The following is a 16439-nucleotide window of genomic DNA, read 5'->3' as shown; positions in this document are numbered from 1 at the left end:
ACGCCATGTGGAATAAAGATAAGTTATTAAAAATACAGAAAGATTATGATGATGCAATGCTTAGCTACAATACAGCAAAATATATTTTTATTGCCTGTATTTTTGGTATGTTTATAAGTTTTCTATTTCCACATGGCGAAACCATATTATTTGTTTTTGTGACAATAGGCTTATGTTTGTACTTTTTTTACTGTAAAGACAAGCTCAAAAAAGCAGAGTTGGTAATGGATGATGCTTGTAAAAGTCTTTTTGGTAAGAAATATAAAGAATCAAAAAGTGATTTTATTAATGAAATATATAAATAGCACCGCTTAAGCGGTGCATTGTTGTCATTTCTTTAATTCAGCTAAAATACATTCCACTAACGGTATTATATTTTTATTACCTCTCATCTTCTGGACTATAAAGTTTCTCATTGCTATCAGTTCTACAAGTGGAGCTGATACATCATGACCATCTTCTCCCATCTTTGTTAAAAGTGCTTCAAGGTTTGATTTTGTAATTAACTTTTCAATCCCTTTATCGGTATTCACTACATCTGGATAGTTAGCTGGTGCAGGGTATTCATACTTCTTTTCCATGGCTAAAGTCCTCACTAATGAAAATAATTACGTAAACTATAATAATGTAAATGTATTAAAATGTTCATCTAAATGGTTAATTTAATTTTCTATTAGATAACCATTATTGCAAATATGGATATATTTTGTAGTTAAACGTATCATATCCTCATTAACACCAGAGGAGATGAGCAATGACGGTATCTACTGAACTAAGCCATGAAGAGTATGTAGGTAATGGCGTAACAACGGATTTTGATTTTCGATTCCGTATCTTTGAAAGCAGACATTTGATAGTTGTCGTTGCTGATGAAGATGGTAATGAAACTACATTAAAGAATGGTACTGATTACACTATTGTTGGTGCAGGTTCTTATCATGGCGGTAAGGTGGTTTTAAATAAACCATTAGCCAGAGGATGGAAGATATTATTAGAACGCGATCTGCCTGTTGTGCAAGAAACTGATTTACGTAATCAGGGTAAATTCTTTGCTGAAGTGCATGAAGATGCTTTTGATTATCTAACGATGTTAATTCAAAAGGCATTGGGTACTTTCTCTTTAAGCCTACGCAAACCCACCTATTTATCGAACTACTATGATGCTAAAGGTAATCGTATTGCTAATTTGGCACCACCTAAGTTCGGCAGTGATAGTGCTAATAAAGACTACGTTGATAACAGTATTAAGGATATTGATAGTAAAACATTGCGAGTTAAAGATAAGGCTATACCAGCGTTGCCATCAGCTGAGCAACGTAGAAATAAACAACTTGGTTTTGATAATGAAGGCTATCCTCAATTACTTGATCCTGCTGAAACTGGTTCGCTTGGCTATGTCCTTGTTGATTCTTTTGAAAAAGGTGCTGAGATAACAACACGGTATCAGGCGCTACATTGGGAAAGTAATGGAGAATATTATCGTTGGGATGGTGAGTTACCTAAATTAATTCCTATTGGTTCTACACCCGATAAATCAGGTGGAATTGGTGTTGGGACATGGATGGGAATTGGTTATGTATCGTTAAAATATGAGTTAGGATTTATAACGAAAACATTCAAAACTATTAGTGAATTACAAAGTGACGGTAATATTACAGTTGGATCCACTGTTGACGTATTGGGTTTCCACCAAGTTGGGTTTGGTAAATCATCTTGGATAAAAACAAGTGAAATTGTGGAACCAAATAAATTACCTATTGATCTCGGAGAGTTCGCTATTAGTGATAAATACGGATATAAGTATACGCTTGTTGAAAACTTAGCTAATGGCATCACTATAGAACAACTTGGCGCACTTCCGTACGATAATACTAGCCCTTCAGTTAGATATGATTTGTCGCCTTTTTGGTTACTTATTATGAAAGTTCAAAAATCTAGATCGCCTTACAGGATTAATGTTAGCTTTGAAAATCGAAGTTATTATACATCCAAAGGTATGCTTGTTCGTGAATGGACATCTTTCAGAGCATCAGGGAAGTATGGTGTTCAAATGTTTGTGGGAACAGAGTTATATACCGAAGAAGAAGTGCCTCATAGTTCTATGGGGGGTGAAAGTACTTGGTATTCTTTGTGGTCATTTCAAATTGGGATAGTGCATGATAAGGATAGCTTTCCTAGAGCAATTAATATTGAAGGTATTGATTTTGTAACAGCGTTTGGGCTTCATACTCACTTTGGATTATACACACCGTATTTAACTGATTCAGAAATTAAATATTGCAGATTTGTTGGTAATAATATAGGACATGAGTTTAGGAACATATATTCAAATTCTTTTGAAAGACTAGTTTTTACTGCGAAAACAAATACAGAAAGTAAGGCTGGATCATATTCAATAAGAGGTAGAGAGAGAGCTGAGTCTATAGGTACTGGAACATCTAATATTTTTACTAGATGCGGTTATACAGACTATACACTAGGTTTTTTAATTGAAGGGATGGCATATTCTTCATTCATATCATGTTATACCGAAGGTAATCAAAGTGAATCAATAGGAACTTTTACTAAAGATTGTATTGGTATTTCATTAATTGAATGGGGGTGTGAGAGGTTAAAATCAAAGTCACAAAAACTATCATTACTAAGAATATCTAAAAGTATAGTGGATATATATGGCTTGAATATGACATGGGATATAGATGCTAATAGTAATAGAGTATTGCAGATTGATGATAATTCGGTATCAACTATAACAGGACTTAATGCTAAAGGTGTTTTTAATATTAATGAAAGTGAGTTTATAGTAACAGATAATACATGCCAAGTTATGATCAATTCTGTTCGATACCCCGATAACATTACTGAGTTATCTAATATCAATAAATTAGGTAGAAAAACAATTATGTTTTGGGATGGGGGTAATTACGGTATAGAGAACAATACGGTTGAACACTCTTACGAATTTAATAACCCAAACAGTAAAACAAATACTCAAAACAAAAAAATAGGAGTTGCACGATGGGATAAAGAACGTTCTAGAAACGTTTATGCTACAGGTCCATCTGTTACGGATGTATGGGTAGATTCAAGTGGCTTAGTTGTATATAGACCTACATCTTAACATAATTACTATGGGGAATTTCCCCATAGTAATATTTTTTAATTAAAATAATTATAACAGATGGTTTGCTATAATATATTAGTTTACTTTGCTATTTTATTACCAATATAAGATGATATTTTTATTGATAAGTTATCTATATATTTACTATAAACAATGGAAAGTAATATAGTAACTAAAATAACCAATAAAGAAGAAAGCAAGGAACCATACCAGAATCCCAATAAATTATTTAATGCTGAAAATGTTCCAATACCAACCAAATAAATCATTGGAAGATGAAGAAGATATATAGAAAAACTTAATTCACCTAGTTTTATTAAGTATTTATTTGATAATGCTTTAATGAATAACCCACCAGATATTATTGAAAAGACTATCAATGAACCTCCTGCGAAGTTAAACATGTTATATATATTTCCTTTGTTTACTCCATATATTAAATTATTTTTATATATAAAAGCATAGCTATCACTATATATATGAACACCCGACAAGTACAATCCTAAAATAAATGTAAAAACCGCAATTTTTTTATTTATTTTTATATTATATATATATATAAAACAACCTATGAAAAATGAGATGTAGCCTAAATTTTTTGTATTATTATAAATTTCATAGAAAGAGAAAAGAAACAGAATAAACATTAATGCAAATAATGAGTTCATTTTTTCTGTTTTAGTATAGAAAAAACAATATAGATAGACAAAAATAGAGCCAATTAGCTCAATTTTCATTGTCCAGAGAGACCAATTATAAATAGAAATACCATCTATAAAGGCAGTTATAGCTCCGCTTTTTATGGCTTCAAAAATATTTAAATCGATTTTACCTAAATTTGTAGCGGAAGCGGCTATTCCTGTTTTATCTACAGGAAATGAGTAACAAATAAAGGCAATAATGCATGATATGGTTGCTGGTATTGCTAATCTTGGATACCTTTTCACTATGTTCGAAATTAAAATTTTTAATCCACCACCTTTTCGTAACATTGATCTTGCAAGAACAAAACCACTTAGCACAAAAAAACAATATACGGCTGATGATCCTGAGTAAAAAAATGCAAATGGGGAATTGTAAATGAATTCAAAAATATCACTTTGTGGTATATTTGGATCATATGAAAATGCATGAAGTTGAGTATAAAAGATTAATGTCAGATGAGAAATTACAACGACTAAGCACGCAATGCCTCTTATACTATCTAAGTACTTAATTTTTTCGTTCATAAATTATACTAGTATTCTTATTAAATATTTATATTTACGAATTTTATCATCTATTAATATCTTTTAGAATCACCAAGATAAAATACCATGGTGTTTTCTGATTAATAAATTAACAAATATCAATAAACCAATTTAGTGTTAATTCTGTCTAATTTGCATTATTGGTTATCTTTATGGTCATGTAGTATCATGATTATTCATTAATCACTGGTACTACACTCATGCAAGAAGATGTCTACACAAAAGCCGGGATTGGCACTACTGCTTTTCTTGGTTACTTCGCAGGGCTTCCAGCTGAAGTTGTTATGGGTTCACTGTTGGGAGCCATCTTCTTTACCACTGCTGCTACTGAATATAGCTTTAAACGTAGATCGGTATTAGCTTTTCTAAGCTTCGTTTGTGGTCTTATATTCTTTAGTCCTGCAGCAACTATCTTTATTTCTGTTACTGGTCTTTTCGGTGTGAAACCGGAGCAATACGAAATCGAACATATCGATGCTGTAGGTGCTTTTGTTTCCGCTTTGCTTGTAGTTAAGTTAAGCGTAAAAGCATACGGAAGGGCTGATATACCGAAACAAGGAGGGCAACAATGAAATGCGAAACATTGCTCACTATTGTTAATGCCATCATCTGCACCGTCATATTTCTACGTGTGTTCTATTTTAAACGTGACGGCAGACAACACTGTAAAAAAGGTGGATGGTTAGCTTTCCTCATTCTTGCTTACTCTTCAAGCGTACCTATTCGCGCTTATTTCGATCCTAATTATCACGCTGATATCTACAACATCTTTGCCAATATCCTGATCTGCACAACGTTGATGGTCAGTAAAGGCAATGTCATCAAGTTTATAAAGGGGTGAATATGTCATTAGTCGATAAACAGAATACGTTTACAGGTATGGTTGCAAAGCTGATCACCTTTGCTCAGCAGAACGGGTATAAGCTGACGTTTGGTGAAGCTTATCGAACACCAGAACAAGCACAGCTTAATGCAAAGAAAGGATCGGGTATTAGTAACAGTCTTCACACTCAACGTTTAGCAGTCGATTTCAACCTATTCGATGCTAACGGAAAATACCTTACAGCTACCAGCGACTATAAAGAATTGGGTGAGTATTGGGAGTCATTAGGTGGGAGTTGGGGCGGGCGTTTTAAAACTCGTCCTGACGGTAATCATTTTTCATTAGAACACAATGGGGTTCGTTAATGAATAAAACCGTCATAGCGTTAATTGCTTTGGCTGTTTCCTTTACCGCTGGCTTTGTTGCTGGCGGTATTTATTTTGATAACCAAGCAATGAATAAACAGATTGCAGGTAATCAATTAGATGAAAAGGATGTGGCCACAAATATTGTTCTGCGTAAACAAGCAGACAATGAACAGCAAAATAGGTTGGAGATATATCATGACGCACAACAGCATGATACGATACGCACAGATGCTTTGCTTGATCGTGTTCTTAATCACTTTGACAGGGTGCAGCTCTCAACCGGTACCACGAAAACAGAAGTTGCAAGTACCGATAACACCAATACCTGCCGAATTGAGAAAGCCAAAGCCAGTGAACTTTCTCGACAACTACGAGAAACACTTGAACGATATGGGCGTGAAGCTCAGCGTGCAGATGAAAATACCAGAACACTCAACCTTTGTATTTCAGAGCTGGAAGCAAAGGAAAAACTCCTCAATTCTTACCGATGAAAAAGTAGACAGATTTCATAATGACGGTATCGGTGACGGTGTTAGTAATATCTAATTTAAATATAATTTATATTTATCAGTGAGTTAATTGGGTAGAATATAATTGAGTGGGAATAATCCTCCTTTAAGAATGCTCTGGCATTAACAGGCACTAAATCAACCTTAAGTCCGCGTAATTGCGGACTTTTTTTGTTTTTAGCTTAGTCAATTTTGGCAATGTCTGGCAACGCCAAGCACGGTTTGACCGTGGTATTTTGATGGGTATGATTCATTGGTAATGCCATGGATTACGCCCGATACCATGCTGAGTGTTTTTGATGGGGCATGGTATTAATTTTTTATATCTATTTGTTTTATAAAGATTAACGTCTAGTTTTTTAGGGGTGTTTCAGCATGGTATCAAACAAAAATAATAGGTCGAAACATGCTGACTGATACCAAGCTACGCAATCTCAAACCCAAAGATAAACTTTACAAAGTCAATGATCGTGATGGCCTCTATGTTGCTGTCACCAAAGCGGGGTCTATCTCCTTTCGCTACAACTACTCGATCAATGGCAGACAAGAAACCATTACCTTTGGCCGCTATGGAATAGGAGGCATCACGTTAGCAGAAGCACGTGAGCGTCTCAATGAAGCGAAGAGAATGGTTACTGATGGAAAGTCACCGGCCAAAGAGAAAGCCCGTGCGAAGGCGAGAACGAAAGATGCTGAAACCTTTGGTGCTTGGGCTATAAAATGGCTACGAGGTTATCAGATGGCCGATTCTACCCGGGATATGCGTCGCTCAGTCTATGCCCGAGAACTCAAAGATAAATTTGGTAACTGGAAGCTCACAGAAATTACCCATGAAGATCTGCGAGCACTGACTGACTCGATAGTAGAGCGTGGTGCGCCCGCAACGGCTGTACACACGCGTGATATTGTACTTCAGGTGTATCGGTGGGCAATTGAACGGGGCCAGAAAGTTGACAACCCGGCAGACTTGGTGAGGCCCGCAAGTATCGCTCGATTTGAGCCAAGAGACCGAACGTTAACACCGGCTGAAATCGGTTTGATGTATCGTTATATGGAAAAAGTTGGAACCACGCCTTCGATTCGTACTGCGGTAAAATTGCTATTGCTAACTATGGTGCGCAAAAGCGAATTAACCAATGCGACTTGGAGTGAAATTAACTTTAGCGAAGCGCTGTGGACGATTCCGAAAGAAAGAATGAAACGGCGAAAGCCTCACTTGGTGTTTTTGTCACGCCAGGCGATGGACATTCTTATTGCCTTGAAGACATTTGCCGGTGGGTCTGATTATATTCTTCCTTCCCGTTATGACTCCGATGCCCCAATGAGCAGTGCGACAATGAATCGTGTATTGGCTTTAACGTACAAGGCTGCGCAGAAGGATGGGCAGTCACTAAGTAAGTTTGGGCCGCATGACCTGCGTAGAACAGCGAGCACTTTGCTGCATGAGGCTGGATACAACACGGATTGGATAGAAAAGTGCCTGGCACACGAACAGAAAGGGGTGAGGGCAGTTTACAATAAAGCCGAGTACCGAGAGCAGCGCGCGGCCATGTTGCAGGACTGGGCTGACATGATTGATGAGTGGACCACTTAGTATCTTGCTATCAATTATACGAGTAAGTCTTAACTTGATCTGTCAGATTTGATGAGAAATTAATCATATCTGACAGCCATCTAAGTATCATTTTTGACTCGTCTCATTTTAAGCTTATTAAGGTAACTGACATTCAACGTAACTGATTTTTGGACATTTATTGGTTAGAGTAAAGATTCGATGCATCGAAACCTTCATGGAACAATGAAAATACTTATTCACCTTAAATGAATAGGCACTCGGATATAAATAATTTACCTAATCATCCACAACTTCAATCGTTACATGCTGAGCACCAAGGTAAGTACCTTCATCCACTTCATAGCGCAAGGTTTCATCACAGTGTGGGCAGTCAAAGGCTTCGTTTGGCTCGATGCACTCATCTTCGAGCCAATCCCAGCCAATATGCTTTTCACAAGTTGGGCATGTCATTCAACAATCCTTACTCATTCAAATACAGCTCCGCCATTCCATCTAAACGGGCTTTTACTGCTTTCCAATTGGGCATCACGCTTGTTAATAAGCGCCAGAATTTCTCACTGTGGTTGTACTCAGCGATATGACAAAGCTCGTGCAGAATCACGTAATCAATACACTCTTTAGGCGCTTTAATTAGATGAGGGTTGAGCATCAGGTTCCCTTTGGCTGAACAGCTTCCCCATTGCTTTGTCATGGGCAGTACACGAAAGCTGGGGATACCATCAACCCATGTCGCTTGAGGTAGTAACTCAGATAGGCGCTCATGGAAAATACGTTCAGCACGAACCTTGTACCAGTTGCGCACCAAAGCTTTAACCATGGAAGTTTTGTCATCGTTAAACCTCGTCAAGGTGACAAGTAACTTACCGCGAGTCATTTTTACCGTTGGTAAGGCTTCTGAATCTTCCACGATCTTCAATACATAACGACGCCCAAGATAGAACTGCATCTCACCACTAACGTAGTGTTTGGGCTGCACGTACTCCAAATGACCTCGAAACTCTTTCAGGGCATCATAAATCCACTTGGCACGTTTCATTACCGCTTGGTGAATGTCCTCAAGCTCAGCGTCTTCTGGGGTACTAACTGTGACATCACAGTTGGGTTGCACCTTGATGGTAATACTTCGCTTTTTTCCTTGTTTGATAGGCTTACGCAGCACCTCATAGCTCACAGCCTCATCTCCATAGATGAAGCTGTATTCCTCTTTGTTACGTTCGTCAGAGAGTGTTGATGCCATTAATGGTGACCAGCTAAACCTAAGCGAGTGATTTGCACCACTTCTTCGGCAATGACTTGCGCTTTATCGACCCCTAAATCGGCAAACAGTAAAGGCAGCACCTCTAGAGTGATCTGGTTTTCAATCTCTGATGGATTGATTGAAAACTCTGCCACCGCTTTGCGCACTTTCTCGTCAATCTCTACTGCATAGTTGAGGCATTGTTCTTCAGTAAGACCTTGACCTTCAGCGCCATGTTTTAAGAACAATCCAAAGTAAGCTTGTACATGACGCTTAATTTTGGGGTCTAGCTCTGCGAAGCGATCGGTTGGCATTCCTTCGACTTTGCGCTCCTTCACTTACTGTTCAAAATCAGCAAATAGGAGATATTGCTTAACAGGCGCATCAAACATCTCTTTTGCTTGCTGAATCGCTTGTTTAAGTAGCTTCGAGAAATACTCTTGAGCGTAAGGGTCGTCGGCAAGGTCTTGCTCAATCATCTTAGTGACACGCCCTGTGATCGCATCTTTCTTATTACGAGCCTCATCGTCACTTAGCTCTTCTGGTTTTATATCCTTACCCATATTGCCAACCAGATAAGCGCCTTTAGACTCTTGGATCTCAACGCCGCCGATGTGCTTGTCTAACATAGTGCGAATGCTCTCAGCGTACTCGTCGTAATCAATGGTCTCTTCTGCTTGCTCACGGACAACTTTACGCAGTGATGTCATGCTTTTTAGCGTGTCTTTATAAATCTGACGTTTATCATCAAAGCTCTTGTCTTCAAAGTAGGTGGCTGATTGCAGGGCGACTTTTAAGCAATTAGCAAACGCAGTGAGCGTGCTATAAAAATCTTGGCGTTTCTTTAGGTTTAAATCGGTGGGCTGACCATCTACGTATTCTATGTTCGGCGCAAATACCCGTGCCATTGCTTGCGGATCTTGTGTGTTTTTTACATCAATAAAAAATGCCCACAGCTCACTATAAAGACCTGGCAGCTTCTTATATTCAGTACCATGCGGCTGTACAAGCCTTTAAGGTCATCGATATCAAAACCACCTTGGGTGTGCTCGGCCAAGTCCTGGTAGTCCGCAATGGTCGCATCGAGCTCTTTTAAGATGCCACGGTAATCGATGAGGTAACCAAACTCTTTCTTCTGATGCAGGCGGTTCACACGAGCGATGGCTTGGATAAGGTTATGTTGTTTCAGCGGCTTATCGATGTACAGCACCGTGTTTTTCGGCTCATCAAAGCCTGTTAGAAGCTTATCCACCACGATCATCAAATCAGGGCCATCGTCTTTGGCGAACTCTTCAATGATGCGTTTGGTGTAGGCTTTTTCATCTTCGTTGCCGACATTATCCTTCCACCAATTTTGCACCATGTCTTTGCTTTCACCATCGACCGTATCGTGTCCTTCACGGGTGTCTGGCGGTGACATAGCGACAACCGAAGTCACCTTGCCAATTTGGTCAAGAAGCTTTTTGTATTGGATGGCAGACGCTTTTGAGTCACAAGCAAGCTGACCCTTTAAACCTTGGCGTTTGAAGTTTTGGAAATGGTCAGAAATATCATGAGCGATAAGTTCAATACGACCCTCGGTTTGATAGATTTGACCTTTCTGAGCGAACTTCTTCTTCAAATCGGTACGTTGTTTTTCGGTCAGCTTATCGGTGATGCGGTCGAACCAAGCATCAAGCGCTTTGTCGTTGGTGCTTAACTCGGGAACACGCTCTTCATATAGTAAGGGGGTAACGGTTTTATCTTCCACCGCCTGTTGCATGGTGTACGAGTGAATGATTTTACCGAATTTGTTTTCGGTCTTGTCATCTTGCAGCAGTGGTGTCCCCGTAAAGCCAATGTAAGCGGCTTTTGGCAGCGCCTGTTGCATTCGAATGTTGTTTTCACCGTTTTGGCTGCGGTGGCCTTCATCAACTAGGACAATCATGTCAGGGCTGTCGTTATAACACTCTGGCAGTTCAATCGCGGTGCCAAACTTGTTGATGATGGAGAAGATGATGCGCTCGTTGCCTTTGCCGATTTGCTCCGCTAAGCGGCGGCCTGTGGTTACCATGGCTGTTTTACGATCTTTTTCAGACAGTGCACCGCCAAATGATTGGACACCGCTTTGCCGTCGCTGCTCGCAGCAGCCAGCTTCATGGCCAGCGCCGCCTCGTGAGTCTGCGCGTCAAAGTTTCTGAACTTGGTCGCATCAGCGCCGAGGTAAGCAAGGATGCGCATTTTTTCAGTAAGCGGTGGCTCGGGGTGTGCAGCAACTTTTGGGGCGAGCTGAACGACCTGAACCCATTCCTCCTGCGAAATCGCACCGGTAATAGCCTACATGTTGCGCCCGAGTTCCTGCATGATCTTGCGTAGCGCCAGTGGCTCAACCTGGGTAGCGTCACCAGCCCAAGCTGGCAACTGAAAACCCCATAAAAGCAGGCAGGCCGTAACGGTCAGGGTGATAGTTCCAAATGCGTGGCTGTGTTTGCGGTGGGTCATGAAATTCTCCTGTAATTCAATCGTTCTCTCATTCGAACTCCCGCCCTTCGCCAGCTTCCTCATGGGTCACGCCGTCGCGGATGTGGTAGATGCGCTTGAATGTGGGGATGATCTTTTCGTCATGGGTGACGACGATGATGGCGGTCTCTAACTTCCGGGCCATGTCGTTGAGGATGCGGATTACAGCCATGGCGCGCTCGGAATCCAGCGGCGCAGTAGGTTCATCGGCCAGGATCACCGGCGGACGATTGACCAGTCCGCGCGCGATGGCGACCCGTTGCTGCTCGCCACCGGAGAGTTGCGAGGGCATTGCGCGAGCTCGGTGTTGCACATCAAGCGCTGTGAGCAATTCCAGTGCCTTCGCGCGCGACTCTCCATTCGCGACGCCTGCAAGCATCGGCAGCAGCGCCACGTTGTCGGTGACATCGAGAAACGGAATCAGGTACGGCGCCTGGAAAACGAAACCGATCTTGTCACGCCGTAAGGCGCGCAGGTCGCGGACTTTCCAGCCATCGGCGTAGATCACTTCATCGCCCAGCGTCATGCGACCGGCGGTCGGTTCGATCACCGCACCCAGACACTTGAGCAGCGTGCTCTTGCCGGACCCGGAAGGGCCGATCAGTCCCACCACTTCACCAGGCGCAACATGCATATTCACGTCTCTCAAGGCAAAGACAGCGGTGTCACCATCGCCATACCGCTTGCTTAAACTTTCGATGTGTATCCCTTTGCCACTCATCTCAACCTCCAATGGCTTCGGCCGGATCGACCTTGAGTGCCATGCTAATGGCGACGAGGCTAGCTAGAACGCAGATCACGAGCACAGCAAAAAAACCGGCGACAGAATCCATTGGCGTGAGCAGGACATATTTTGGAAAAGCCGGTGCTGAAAAGGTGGCTGTGATCTTGCCGACCACGAAGCCAATCACGCCCAGGGCGAGCGCCTGCTGCATGATCATCGCGGCGATGGTTCGGTTGCGTGTGCCGATGAGCTTCAACACCGCGATCTCACGGATTTTGTCCATCGTCAGCGAATAGATGATGAAGGCAACGATGGCCGCGCTAACGATGGCCAGAATCACAAGGAACATGCCGATCTGCTTGGCCGAGGTGGCGATCAGCTTGCCGACGAGGATGTCTTCCATCTGTGCCCGGGTGTAGACCGTCAAACGCTTCCAGCGCTGGATGGATTCGGCAACCTCGTCCGGCGCATGACCAGGTTTCAGAGTGACCAGCACGGTATTGACGAACGCGTTGCTGCTCTGTGAAGCAATCACGGCATCCAGCAAACCTGGATCACCGGGTCGATTGAAGACCGGGTTGGCTTCGGTGCGACGCCGGCTTTGCCAGATGGCATCGTTGTCCTTGAGGAACTGGGCCTCCTGGGCATCTTTGAGCGGAATGAATACCATCGGGTCGCCGCTGGACGACACCATGCGCCGTGTCAGCCCCACGACGGTGTAATGATTGCGGCGAATGGCAAGACGATCTCCCAGTTTGAAGCCGGTGGCGATGTCGGCCACAGCCTCGTAGTGACCGCGCGTGATCTGGCGTCCAGCGACGAGATAAGGAGGCCATCCGGGTGTAGCCCCCAACGCACCGGGCGCGATGCCGACCACCATGGTGCGTACATCACTCTCGCCCTTGCGTACCTGCATGGTCAGGTAGGTCGCGTTCGCTGCCTGTGAGACTCCCGGCATGGCGAGAATGGCGCGATACACGTCATCGTTGAGGCTGGACGACTCCGCATAAGGACCCAGAGTATCCTTTTGCACCACCCAAAGGTCAGCGCCACTGTTGTCGAGCAACGCCTTGCCGTCGTCCACCATGCCTCGGTACACCCCAGCCATGACTAGGGTGACGCCGATCAGCAGACCCAGACCGATGCCGGTGAAGACGAATTTCCCCCAGGCATGGAGAATGTCGCGGCCGGCCAGGCTGATCATCGTGAAACTCCCGGGATATGCTCGACCACATGGATGCGGCTGCGCGCCGTCAGTGCCTTTTCGCTATAGGTCACAACCTGGTCCCCATTCTTGAGCCCTTCGCGCACCTGCACGTAACCATTGAGGTCGGAAGTGCCGAGCTTGACCGGGGAGAAATGCAGATCACCATCCACGATTTGCCAGACACCAACTTTATCGCCTTCACGCTGGACGGCAGCGTTGGGGATCAGTGGAGCGGCCGGGAGCGCCGGCAAGTCAACCGTGACTTCGGCCAGTTCACCCACTGGTGGCAAAGGTTCTGGTTTGTTATCGAATGTCACCTTGGCAAGCGTTTCCTCGGTTACCGCGTCGGCCTTGGGTTCCACCCGCAGCACGCGACCTTTCAAGGTCTGGCCACCACGCGAACGCAGGACGATATGAGCCGGCAGCCCCCCAGCCAGCCCCGATGCGCTGATCTGGTCGAAGCGCACATTGATCCACAAACTCTTGGGGTCGATCACTTCCACCACGGCCTGGCCCGCGACGATGGTCGTGCCGGGATTGGCATCGCGCACGGCGACTACACCGTCGACCGGCGCGATCAGGCGCAGATTGCTCCGCTGCGCGACGAGTGCTTCGTGGTCGGAGCGTGCCCGGGCAATATCTTCCCGAGCGGCGGATAGGGCGGCATCGGCGATCTGCAGTTCCTGCCGCTTGGTGGTGACGATTTCCTCGCTGGTCGAGCGCACCGCAAACAATTGCTCATAGCGGCGCGCCTGGGTTTGCGCGTAGGCTTGCCGGGCTTCTGCCTCACGCAAAGCCGCTTCCGCCCGCTTGAATACAGACTCCTGTGAGCGCACCCGATCATCAAGGTCGACCGGCTCCATCTCGCCGAGCACCTGTCCGGCCTTGACCTGGTCGCCTACATGCACCTCCAGGCGTTTGACGCGCCCGGCAAACGTCGGCCCGATCTTGTAGGTGTAGCGCGCCTCCACCGTGCCGATGCCGAACAGCGCCGGTGTGATAGCCCGTGATTCCACGCTTGCCACCGTCACAGCGACCGGGGCGAGCGGCCCTGATCGCAGACCGACATAAATAAAAAGCACCAGCAAAGGAATGATGACGGCAAGCAGTGCCAGGGTGCGGCCTTGCAAGGGTAACTTTTTCATTGCGCACTCCTTATGCCACGTCGATAAATTGCAAAGACGCGCGGCGCATCGCGGTGCATACGTCCCACATCACCCGCCAACAGCGATTGCATGACCAAGCCCTGGATCGTGCCAATGAACAGCGTTGCCGCCGCCTCGTTGTCAAGCGAGGGAGACAACTCGCCGCTGGCCTTGCCTTTCTCGATGAGACGATGCAAACGTTCGCCGTAGCGCTGAATCAAGGTTTGCACCATGCGCTTGGCCGGTGTCGATTCGGCACGCTGAAGCTCACCAAACATCATTCTTGGCACGCCTGGGTGCTCAGCTACGAATTCGATGTGACTCATGAACATCGCCTCCATGGCTGCCAAGGGCGACTCGATTCCTTGTGCGGATCGATCGATTCTGGCTAATAGGCGCTCTGCTACCCACTCCATGACCGCCTGCCAAATGGCTTCCTTGTTCGGGAAGTGCCGAAACAGCGCACCCTGGGTCAAGTTCATGTGTTTAGCGATAGCCGCAGTGGTTATCTCGCTTGGGTTTTGTGAACCGGCAAGCGCCACGACGGACTCGACAGTTACGGCACGACGTTCATCGGCCGGCAGATGCTTTGGATGGGTGTCCACGAGCACTCCTTGTAAGATAGTAATTGATTACTATCTTACCACAAGAGGCAACTCAAACAAGAGAAAACCCGACGTACTCGTCAATATCTAGAGTCTGCAATGGGCTTAACGTGCTTTATTTTCCGTTTTCTGAGACGTCCCCAGTACTCGATTGCCGACTACCAGCTTGCGATTAAACTGCTTAGGATTCCATGAATAATGAACGGATGATGGTATTTGAGTGCTTTCACCTGAGAGGCTTTGCAGAGATAGGTTGTCCATCTCAAAATCGACCCCTTTCATCTTTAATATCTCACGCATCAGGGCATCGCTTCCCCCTGGGTTAGTAGGCATGGGTCTGCCTGTTAAGCTGTTAATCCTTGCCTTGGTATACAAGCCATAGCCAAGCTTTATTAGCTCACCTTGTTTGACCAAATACCTAAGCGCTCGACCAATTTGATCGTAGCTAGCAAAACCATCAAAGTCTTTCCGCTCAAAAACATAGCGTCTGGAACGCTTTATCTTTTGAACTAGTCACCTATGTTAAATTTCGATATCCTCAGATATATTAAGCGCATCTTCCATTTCGACGCCCAGATAACGAATTGTATTGTCTAACTTAGCGTGTCCAAGCAGTAACTGAACGGCACGAATGTTTTTTGTTCGAGCATAGATTAAAGTCGCCTTAGTTCTTCGCATTGAATGAGTTCCATATAGATAAGGATCATAACCGAGTTGAGACGCCCAGCGGTGAATGATGGTTGAATAGCAGCTATAGCTCATAGGCTTACCCTCCTTACGAGGGCTAGGGAAGATATAATCAGACGCAGATAAACCACTTTGCATCAACCATTGTGTTAATGATTGCGCAGTACGCGAAGTTATTTCGAATTGAACCTCACGTTCCGTTTTACTTTGTTGGTAAAGAACTCTGTTCTGAATGACACCACCTGAAGAAATATCTCGAACTTTCATTCTCAACAGATCACATGACCGTAATTTACAATCGATGGCGATATTCAGTAACGCCAGCTCTTTGATGTTGCCCTCAATTTCTAGTCGAGTTCGAATACGCCAGATATCTTCTAGCTTAAATGGCTTTTTCTGCCCTGTTAAATGACTTTTCTTTGTCCACATAATTGACCTCCAATCTAACTTTAGAAGTGGCCTTATTAATTTTAGTTGGAGAGTGGAAGTGTGAGATTGCATGGGTATGCAGTTGTGTATTTATCAACGATGGGTGTTGATTTATTAGTTGGAGTATTTGATCTAACCAATAAAGGGGCAGAAACAAGTTAGGCGAACGTCTGCTCTGCTCAGTTGAACTAATAATTGCGCCAAGTTATCGTAATGATCCCTTCCTTGAACGTTCATACCTGCCTGTCAGATGAAA

Annotated in this window: 22 protein-coding genes; 7 read left to right on the top strand and 15 right to left on the bottom strand. The window is 44.1% G+C overall.

Going from position 1 to position 16439, the window contains the following annotated elements; all coding sequences use genetic code 11:
* Positions 1 to 5 precede the first annotated feature (5 nt).
* A complete protein-coding gene (locus GTH24_RS11250) occupies positions 6 to 305 on the top strand; it encodes a hypothetical protein (RefSeq protein ID WP_164526413.1) in 300 nt (99 codons plus the stop codon).
* Positions 306 to 329: 24 nt separating this feature from the next.
* On the opposite strand, the gene GTH24_RS11245 is transcribed toward GTH24_RS11250, so the two are convergent.
* The gene (locus GTH24_RS11245) at positions 330 to 581 is read right to left on the bottom strand and encodes a hypothetical protein (RefSeq protein ID WP_004243332.1); all 252 of its coding nucleotides are present in this window, start codon (positions 579 to 581) and stop codon (positions 330 to 332) included.
* Positions 582 to 754: 173 nt separating this feature from the next.
* Here GTH24_RS11245 and GTH24_RS11240 point away from each other — a divergent pair, with 173 nt between their 5' ends.
* Complete coding sequence (locus GTH24_RS11240; RefSeq protein ID WP_164526412.1) at positions 755 to 3121, top strand: hypothetical protein; 2367 nt, start codon at positions 755 to 757, stop codon at positions 3119 to 3121.
* An 83-nt stretch (positions 3122 to 3204) separates the two neighbouring features.
* On the opposite strand, the gene GTH24_RS11235 is transcribed toward GTH24_RS11240, so the two are convergent.
* Positions 3205 to 4353 (bottom strand): acyltransferase family protein, encoded by a 1149-nt coding sequence (locus GTH24_RS11235; RefSeq protein ID WP_164526411.1) that lies wholly within the window; start codon positions 4351 to 4353, stop codon positions 3205 to 3207.
* A gap of 221 nt (positions 4354 to 4574) precedes the next feature.
* On the opposite strand from GTH24_RS11235, the gene GTH24_RS11230 reads away from it, so the two are divergent.
* The 5 genes from GTH24_RS11230 (at position 4575) to GTH24_RS11210 (ending at position 7668) form a co-directional block, all read left to right on the top strand.
* Complete coding sequence (locus GTH24_RS11230) at positions 4575 to 4946, top strand: putative holin (RefSeq protein ID WP_020945795.1); 372 nt, start codon at positions 4575 to 4577, stop codon at positions 4944 to 4946.
* Entirely contained in the window at positions 4943 to 5215 is a 273-nt protein-coding gene (locus GTH24_RS11225; protein WP_104836483.1) for a phage holin family protein, read from the top strand. Before GTH24_RS11230 ends, GTH24_RS11225 begins: the two co-directional genes overlap by 4 nt.
* Before the next feature lie 2 nt (positions 5216 to 5217).
* The gene (locus tag GTH24_RS11220) at positions 5218 to 5562 is read left to right on the top strand and encodes a M15 family metallopeptidase (protein ID WP_115349912.1); all 345 of its coding nucleotides are present in this window, start codon (positions 5218 to 5220) and stop codon (positions 5560 to 5562) included.
* Positions 5562 to 6056, top strand: a complete 495-nt coding sequence (locus GTH24_RS11215; RefSeq protein WP_115349911.1) for a hypothetical protein — start codon at positions 5562 to 5564, stop codon at positions 6054 to 6056. The genes GTH24_RS11220 and GTH24_RS11215 overlap by 1 nt, the downstream gene beginning before the upstream one ends.
* A gap of 424 nt (positions 6057 to 6480) precedes the next feature.
* The gene (locus tag GTH24_RS11210; protein ID WP_102138716.1) at positions 6481 to 7668 is read left to right on the top strand and encodes a tyrosine-type recombinase/integrase; all 1188 of its coding nucleotides are present in this window, start codon (positions 6481 to 6483) and stop codon (positions 7666 to 7668) included.
* Between the two features lie 258 nt (positions 7669 to 7926).
* On the opposite strand, the gene GTH24_RS11205 is transcribed toward GTH24_RS11210, so the two are convergent.
* The 13 genes from GTH24_RS11205 to GTH24_RS11160 form a co-directional block, all read right to left on the bottom strand.
* Positions 7927 to 8100: a hypothetical protein gene (locus GTH24_RS11205; RefSeq protein WP_004394002.1), complete on the bottom strand. Its 174-nt coding sequence runs from the start codon at positions 8098 to 8100 to the stop codon at positions 7927 to 7929.
* 10 nt (positions 8101 to 8110) lie between these two features.
* Positions 8111 to 8887, bottom strand: coding sequence for a M48 family metallopeptidase (locus GTH24_RS11200; protein WP_102138715.1), 777 nt, complete (start codon positions 8885 to 8887; stop codon positions 8111 to 8113).
* The gene (locus GTH24_RS22195; protein ID WP_231619281.1) at positions 8887 to 9201 is read right to left on the bottom strand and encodes a hypothetical protein; all 315 of its coding nucleotides are present in this window, start codon (positions 9199 to 9201) and stop codon (positions 8887 to 8889) included. Before GTH24_RS22195 ends, GTH24_RS11200 begins: the two co-directional genes overlap by 1 nt.
* Positions 9202 to 9225: 24 nt before the next feature.
* Positions 9226 to 9795: a hypothetical protein gene (locus GTH24_RS22190; RefSeq protein WP_231619282.1), complete on the bottom strand. Its 570-nt coding sequence runs from the start codon at positions 9793 to 9795 to the stop codon at positions 9226 to 9228.
* Positions 9796 to 9818: 23 nt separating this feature from the next.
* A complete protein-coding gene (locus GTH24_RS22185; RefSeq protein WP_238706841.1) occupies positions 9819 to 10940 on the bottom strand; it encodes a type I restriction enzyme subunit R domain-containing protein in 1122 nt (373 codons plus the stop codon).
* Positions 10934 to 11107, bottom strand: a complete 174-nt coding sequence (locus GTH24_RS22475; RefSeq protein WP_231619284.1) for a hypothetical protein — start codon at positions 11105 to 11107, stop codon at positions 10934 to 10936. The genes GTH24_RS22185 and GTH24_RS22475 overlap by 7 nt, the downstream gene beginning before the upstream one ends.
* A 96-nt stretch (positions 11108 to 11203) precedes the next feature.
* Positions 11204 to 11368: a hypothetical protein gene (locus GTH24_RS22470; RefSeq protein ID WP_226981121.1), complete on the bottom strand. Its 165-nt coding sequence runs from the start codon at positions 11366 to 11368 to the stop codon at positions 11204 to 11206.
* A gap of 28 nt (positions 11369 to 11396) precedes the next feature.
* Positions 11397 to 12107: an ABC transporter ATP-binding protein gene (locus tag GTH24_RS11185; RefSeq protein ID WP_014611607.1), complete on the bottom strand. Its 711-nt coding sequence runs from the start codon at positions 12105 to 12107 to the stop codon at positions 11397 to 11399.
* A gap of 1 nt (position 12108) precedes the next feature.
* Positions 12109 to 13314, bottom strand: a complete 1206-nt coding sequence (locus tag GTH24_RS11180) for an ABC transporter permease (protein WP_089110954.1) — start codon at positions 13312 to 13314, stop codon at positions 12109 to 12111.
* Positions 13311 to 14462 carry an efflux RND transporter periplasmic adaptor subunit gene (locus tag GTH24_RS11175; RefSeq protein WP_102138714.1) on the bottom strand — a complete coding sequence of 384 codons (1152 nt, stop codon included), beginning with the start codon at positions 14460 to 14462 and terminating at the stop codon, positions 13311 to 13313. The genes GTH24_RS11180 and GTH24_RS11175 overlap by 4 nt, the downstream gene beginning before the upstream one ends.
* The gene (locus GTH24_RS11170) at positions 14459 to 15067 is read right to left on the bottom strand and encodes a TetR/AcrR family transcriptional regulator (protein ID WP_004393990.1); all 609 of its coding nucleotides are present in this window, start codon (positions 15065 to 15067) and stop codon (positions 14459 to 14461) included. The genes GTH24_RS11175 and GTH24_RS11170 overlap by 4 nt, the downstream gene beginning before the upstream one ends.
* Positions 15068 to 15172: 105 nt before the next feature.
* Positions 15173 to 15568, bottom strand: a complete 396-nt coding sequence (locus GTH24_RS11165; protein ID WP_089110956.1) for a DUF6088 family protein — start codon at positions 15566 to 15568, stop codon at positions 15173 to 15175.
* A gap of 21 nt (positions 15569 to 15589) precedes the next feature.
* Positions 15590 to 16183, bottom strand: coding sequence for a tyrosine-type recombinase/integrase (locus GTH24_RS11160; RefSeq protein WP_102138713.1), 594 nt, complete (start codon positions 16181 to 16183; stop codon positions 15590 to 15592).
* Positions 16184 to 16439: the final 256 nt, after the last annotated feature.

It is taken from the genome of Proteus vulgaris (genome assembly GCF_011045815.1).
In the GTDB taxonomy this organism is placed as follows: Bacteria; Pseudomonadota; Gammaproteobacteria; order Enterobacterales; family Enterobacteriaceae; genus Proteus; species Proteus vulgaris_B.
This window is presented reverse-complemented; position numbering and strand designations above follow the sequence as displayed.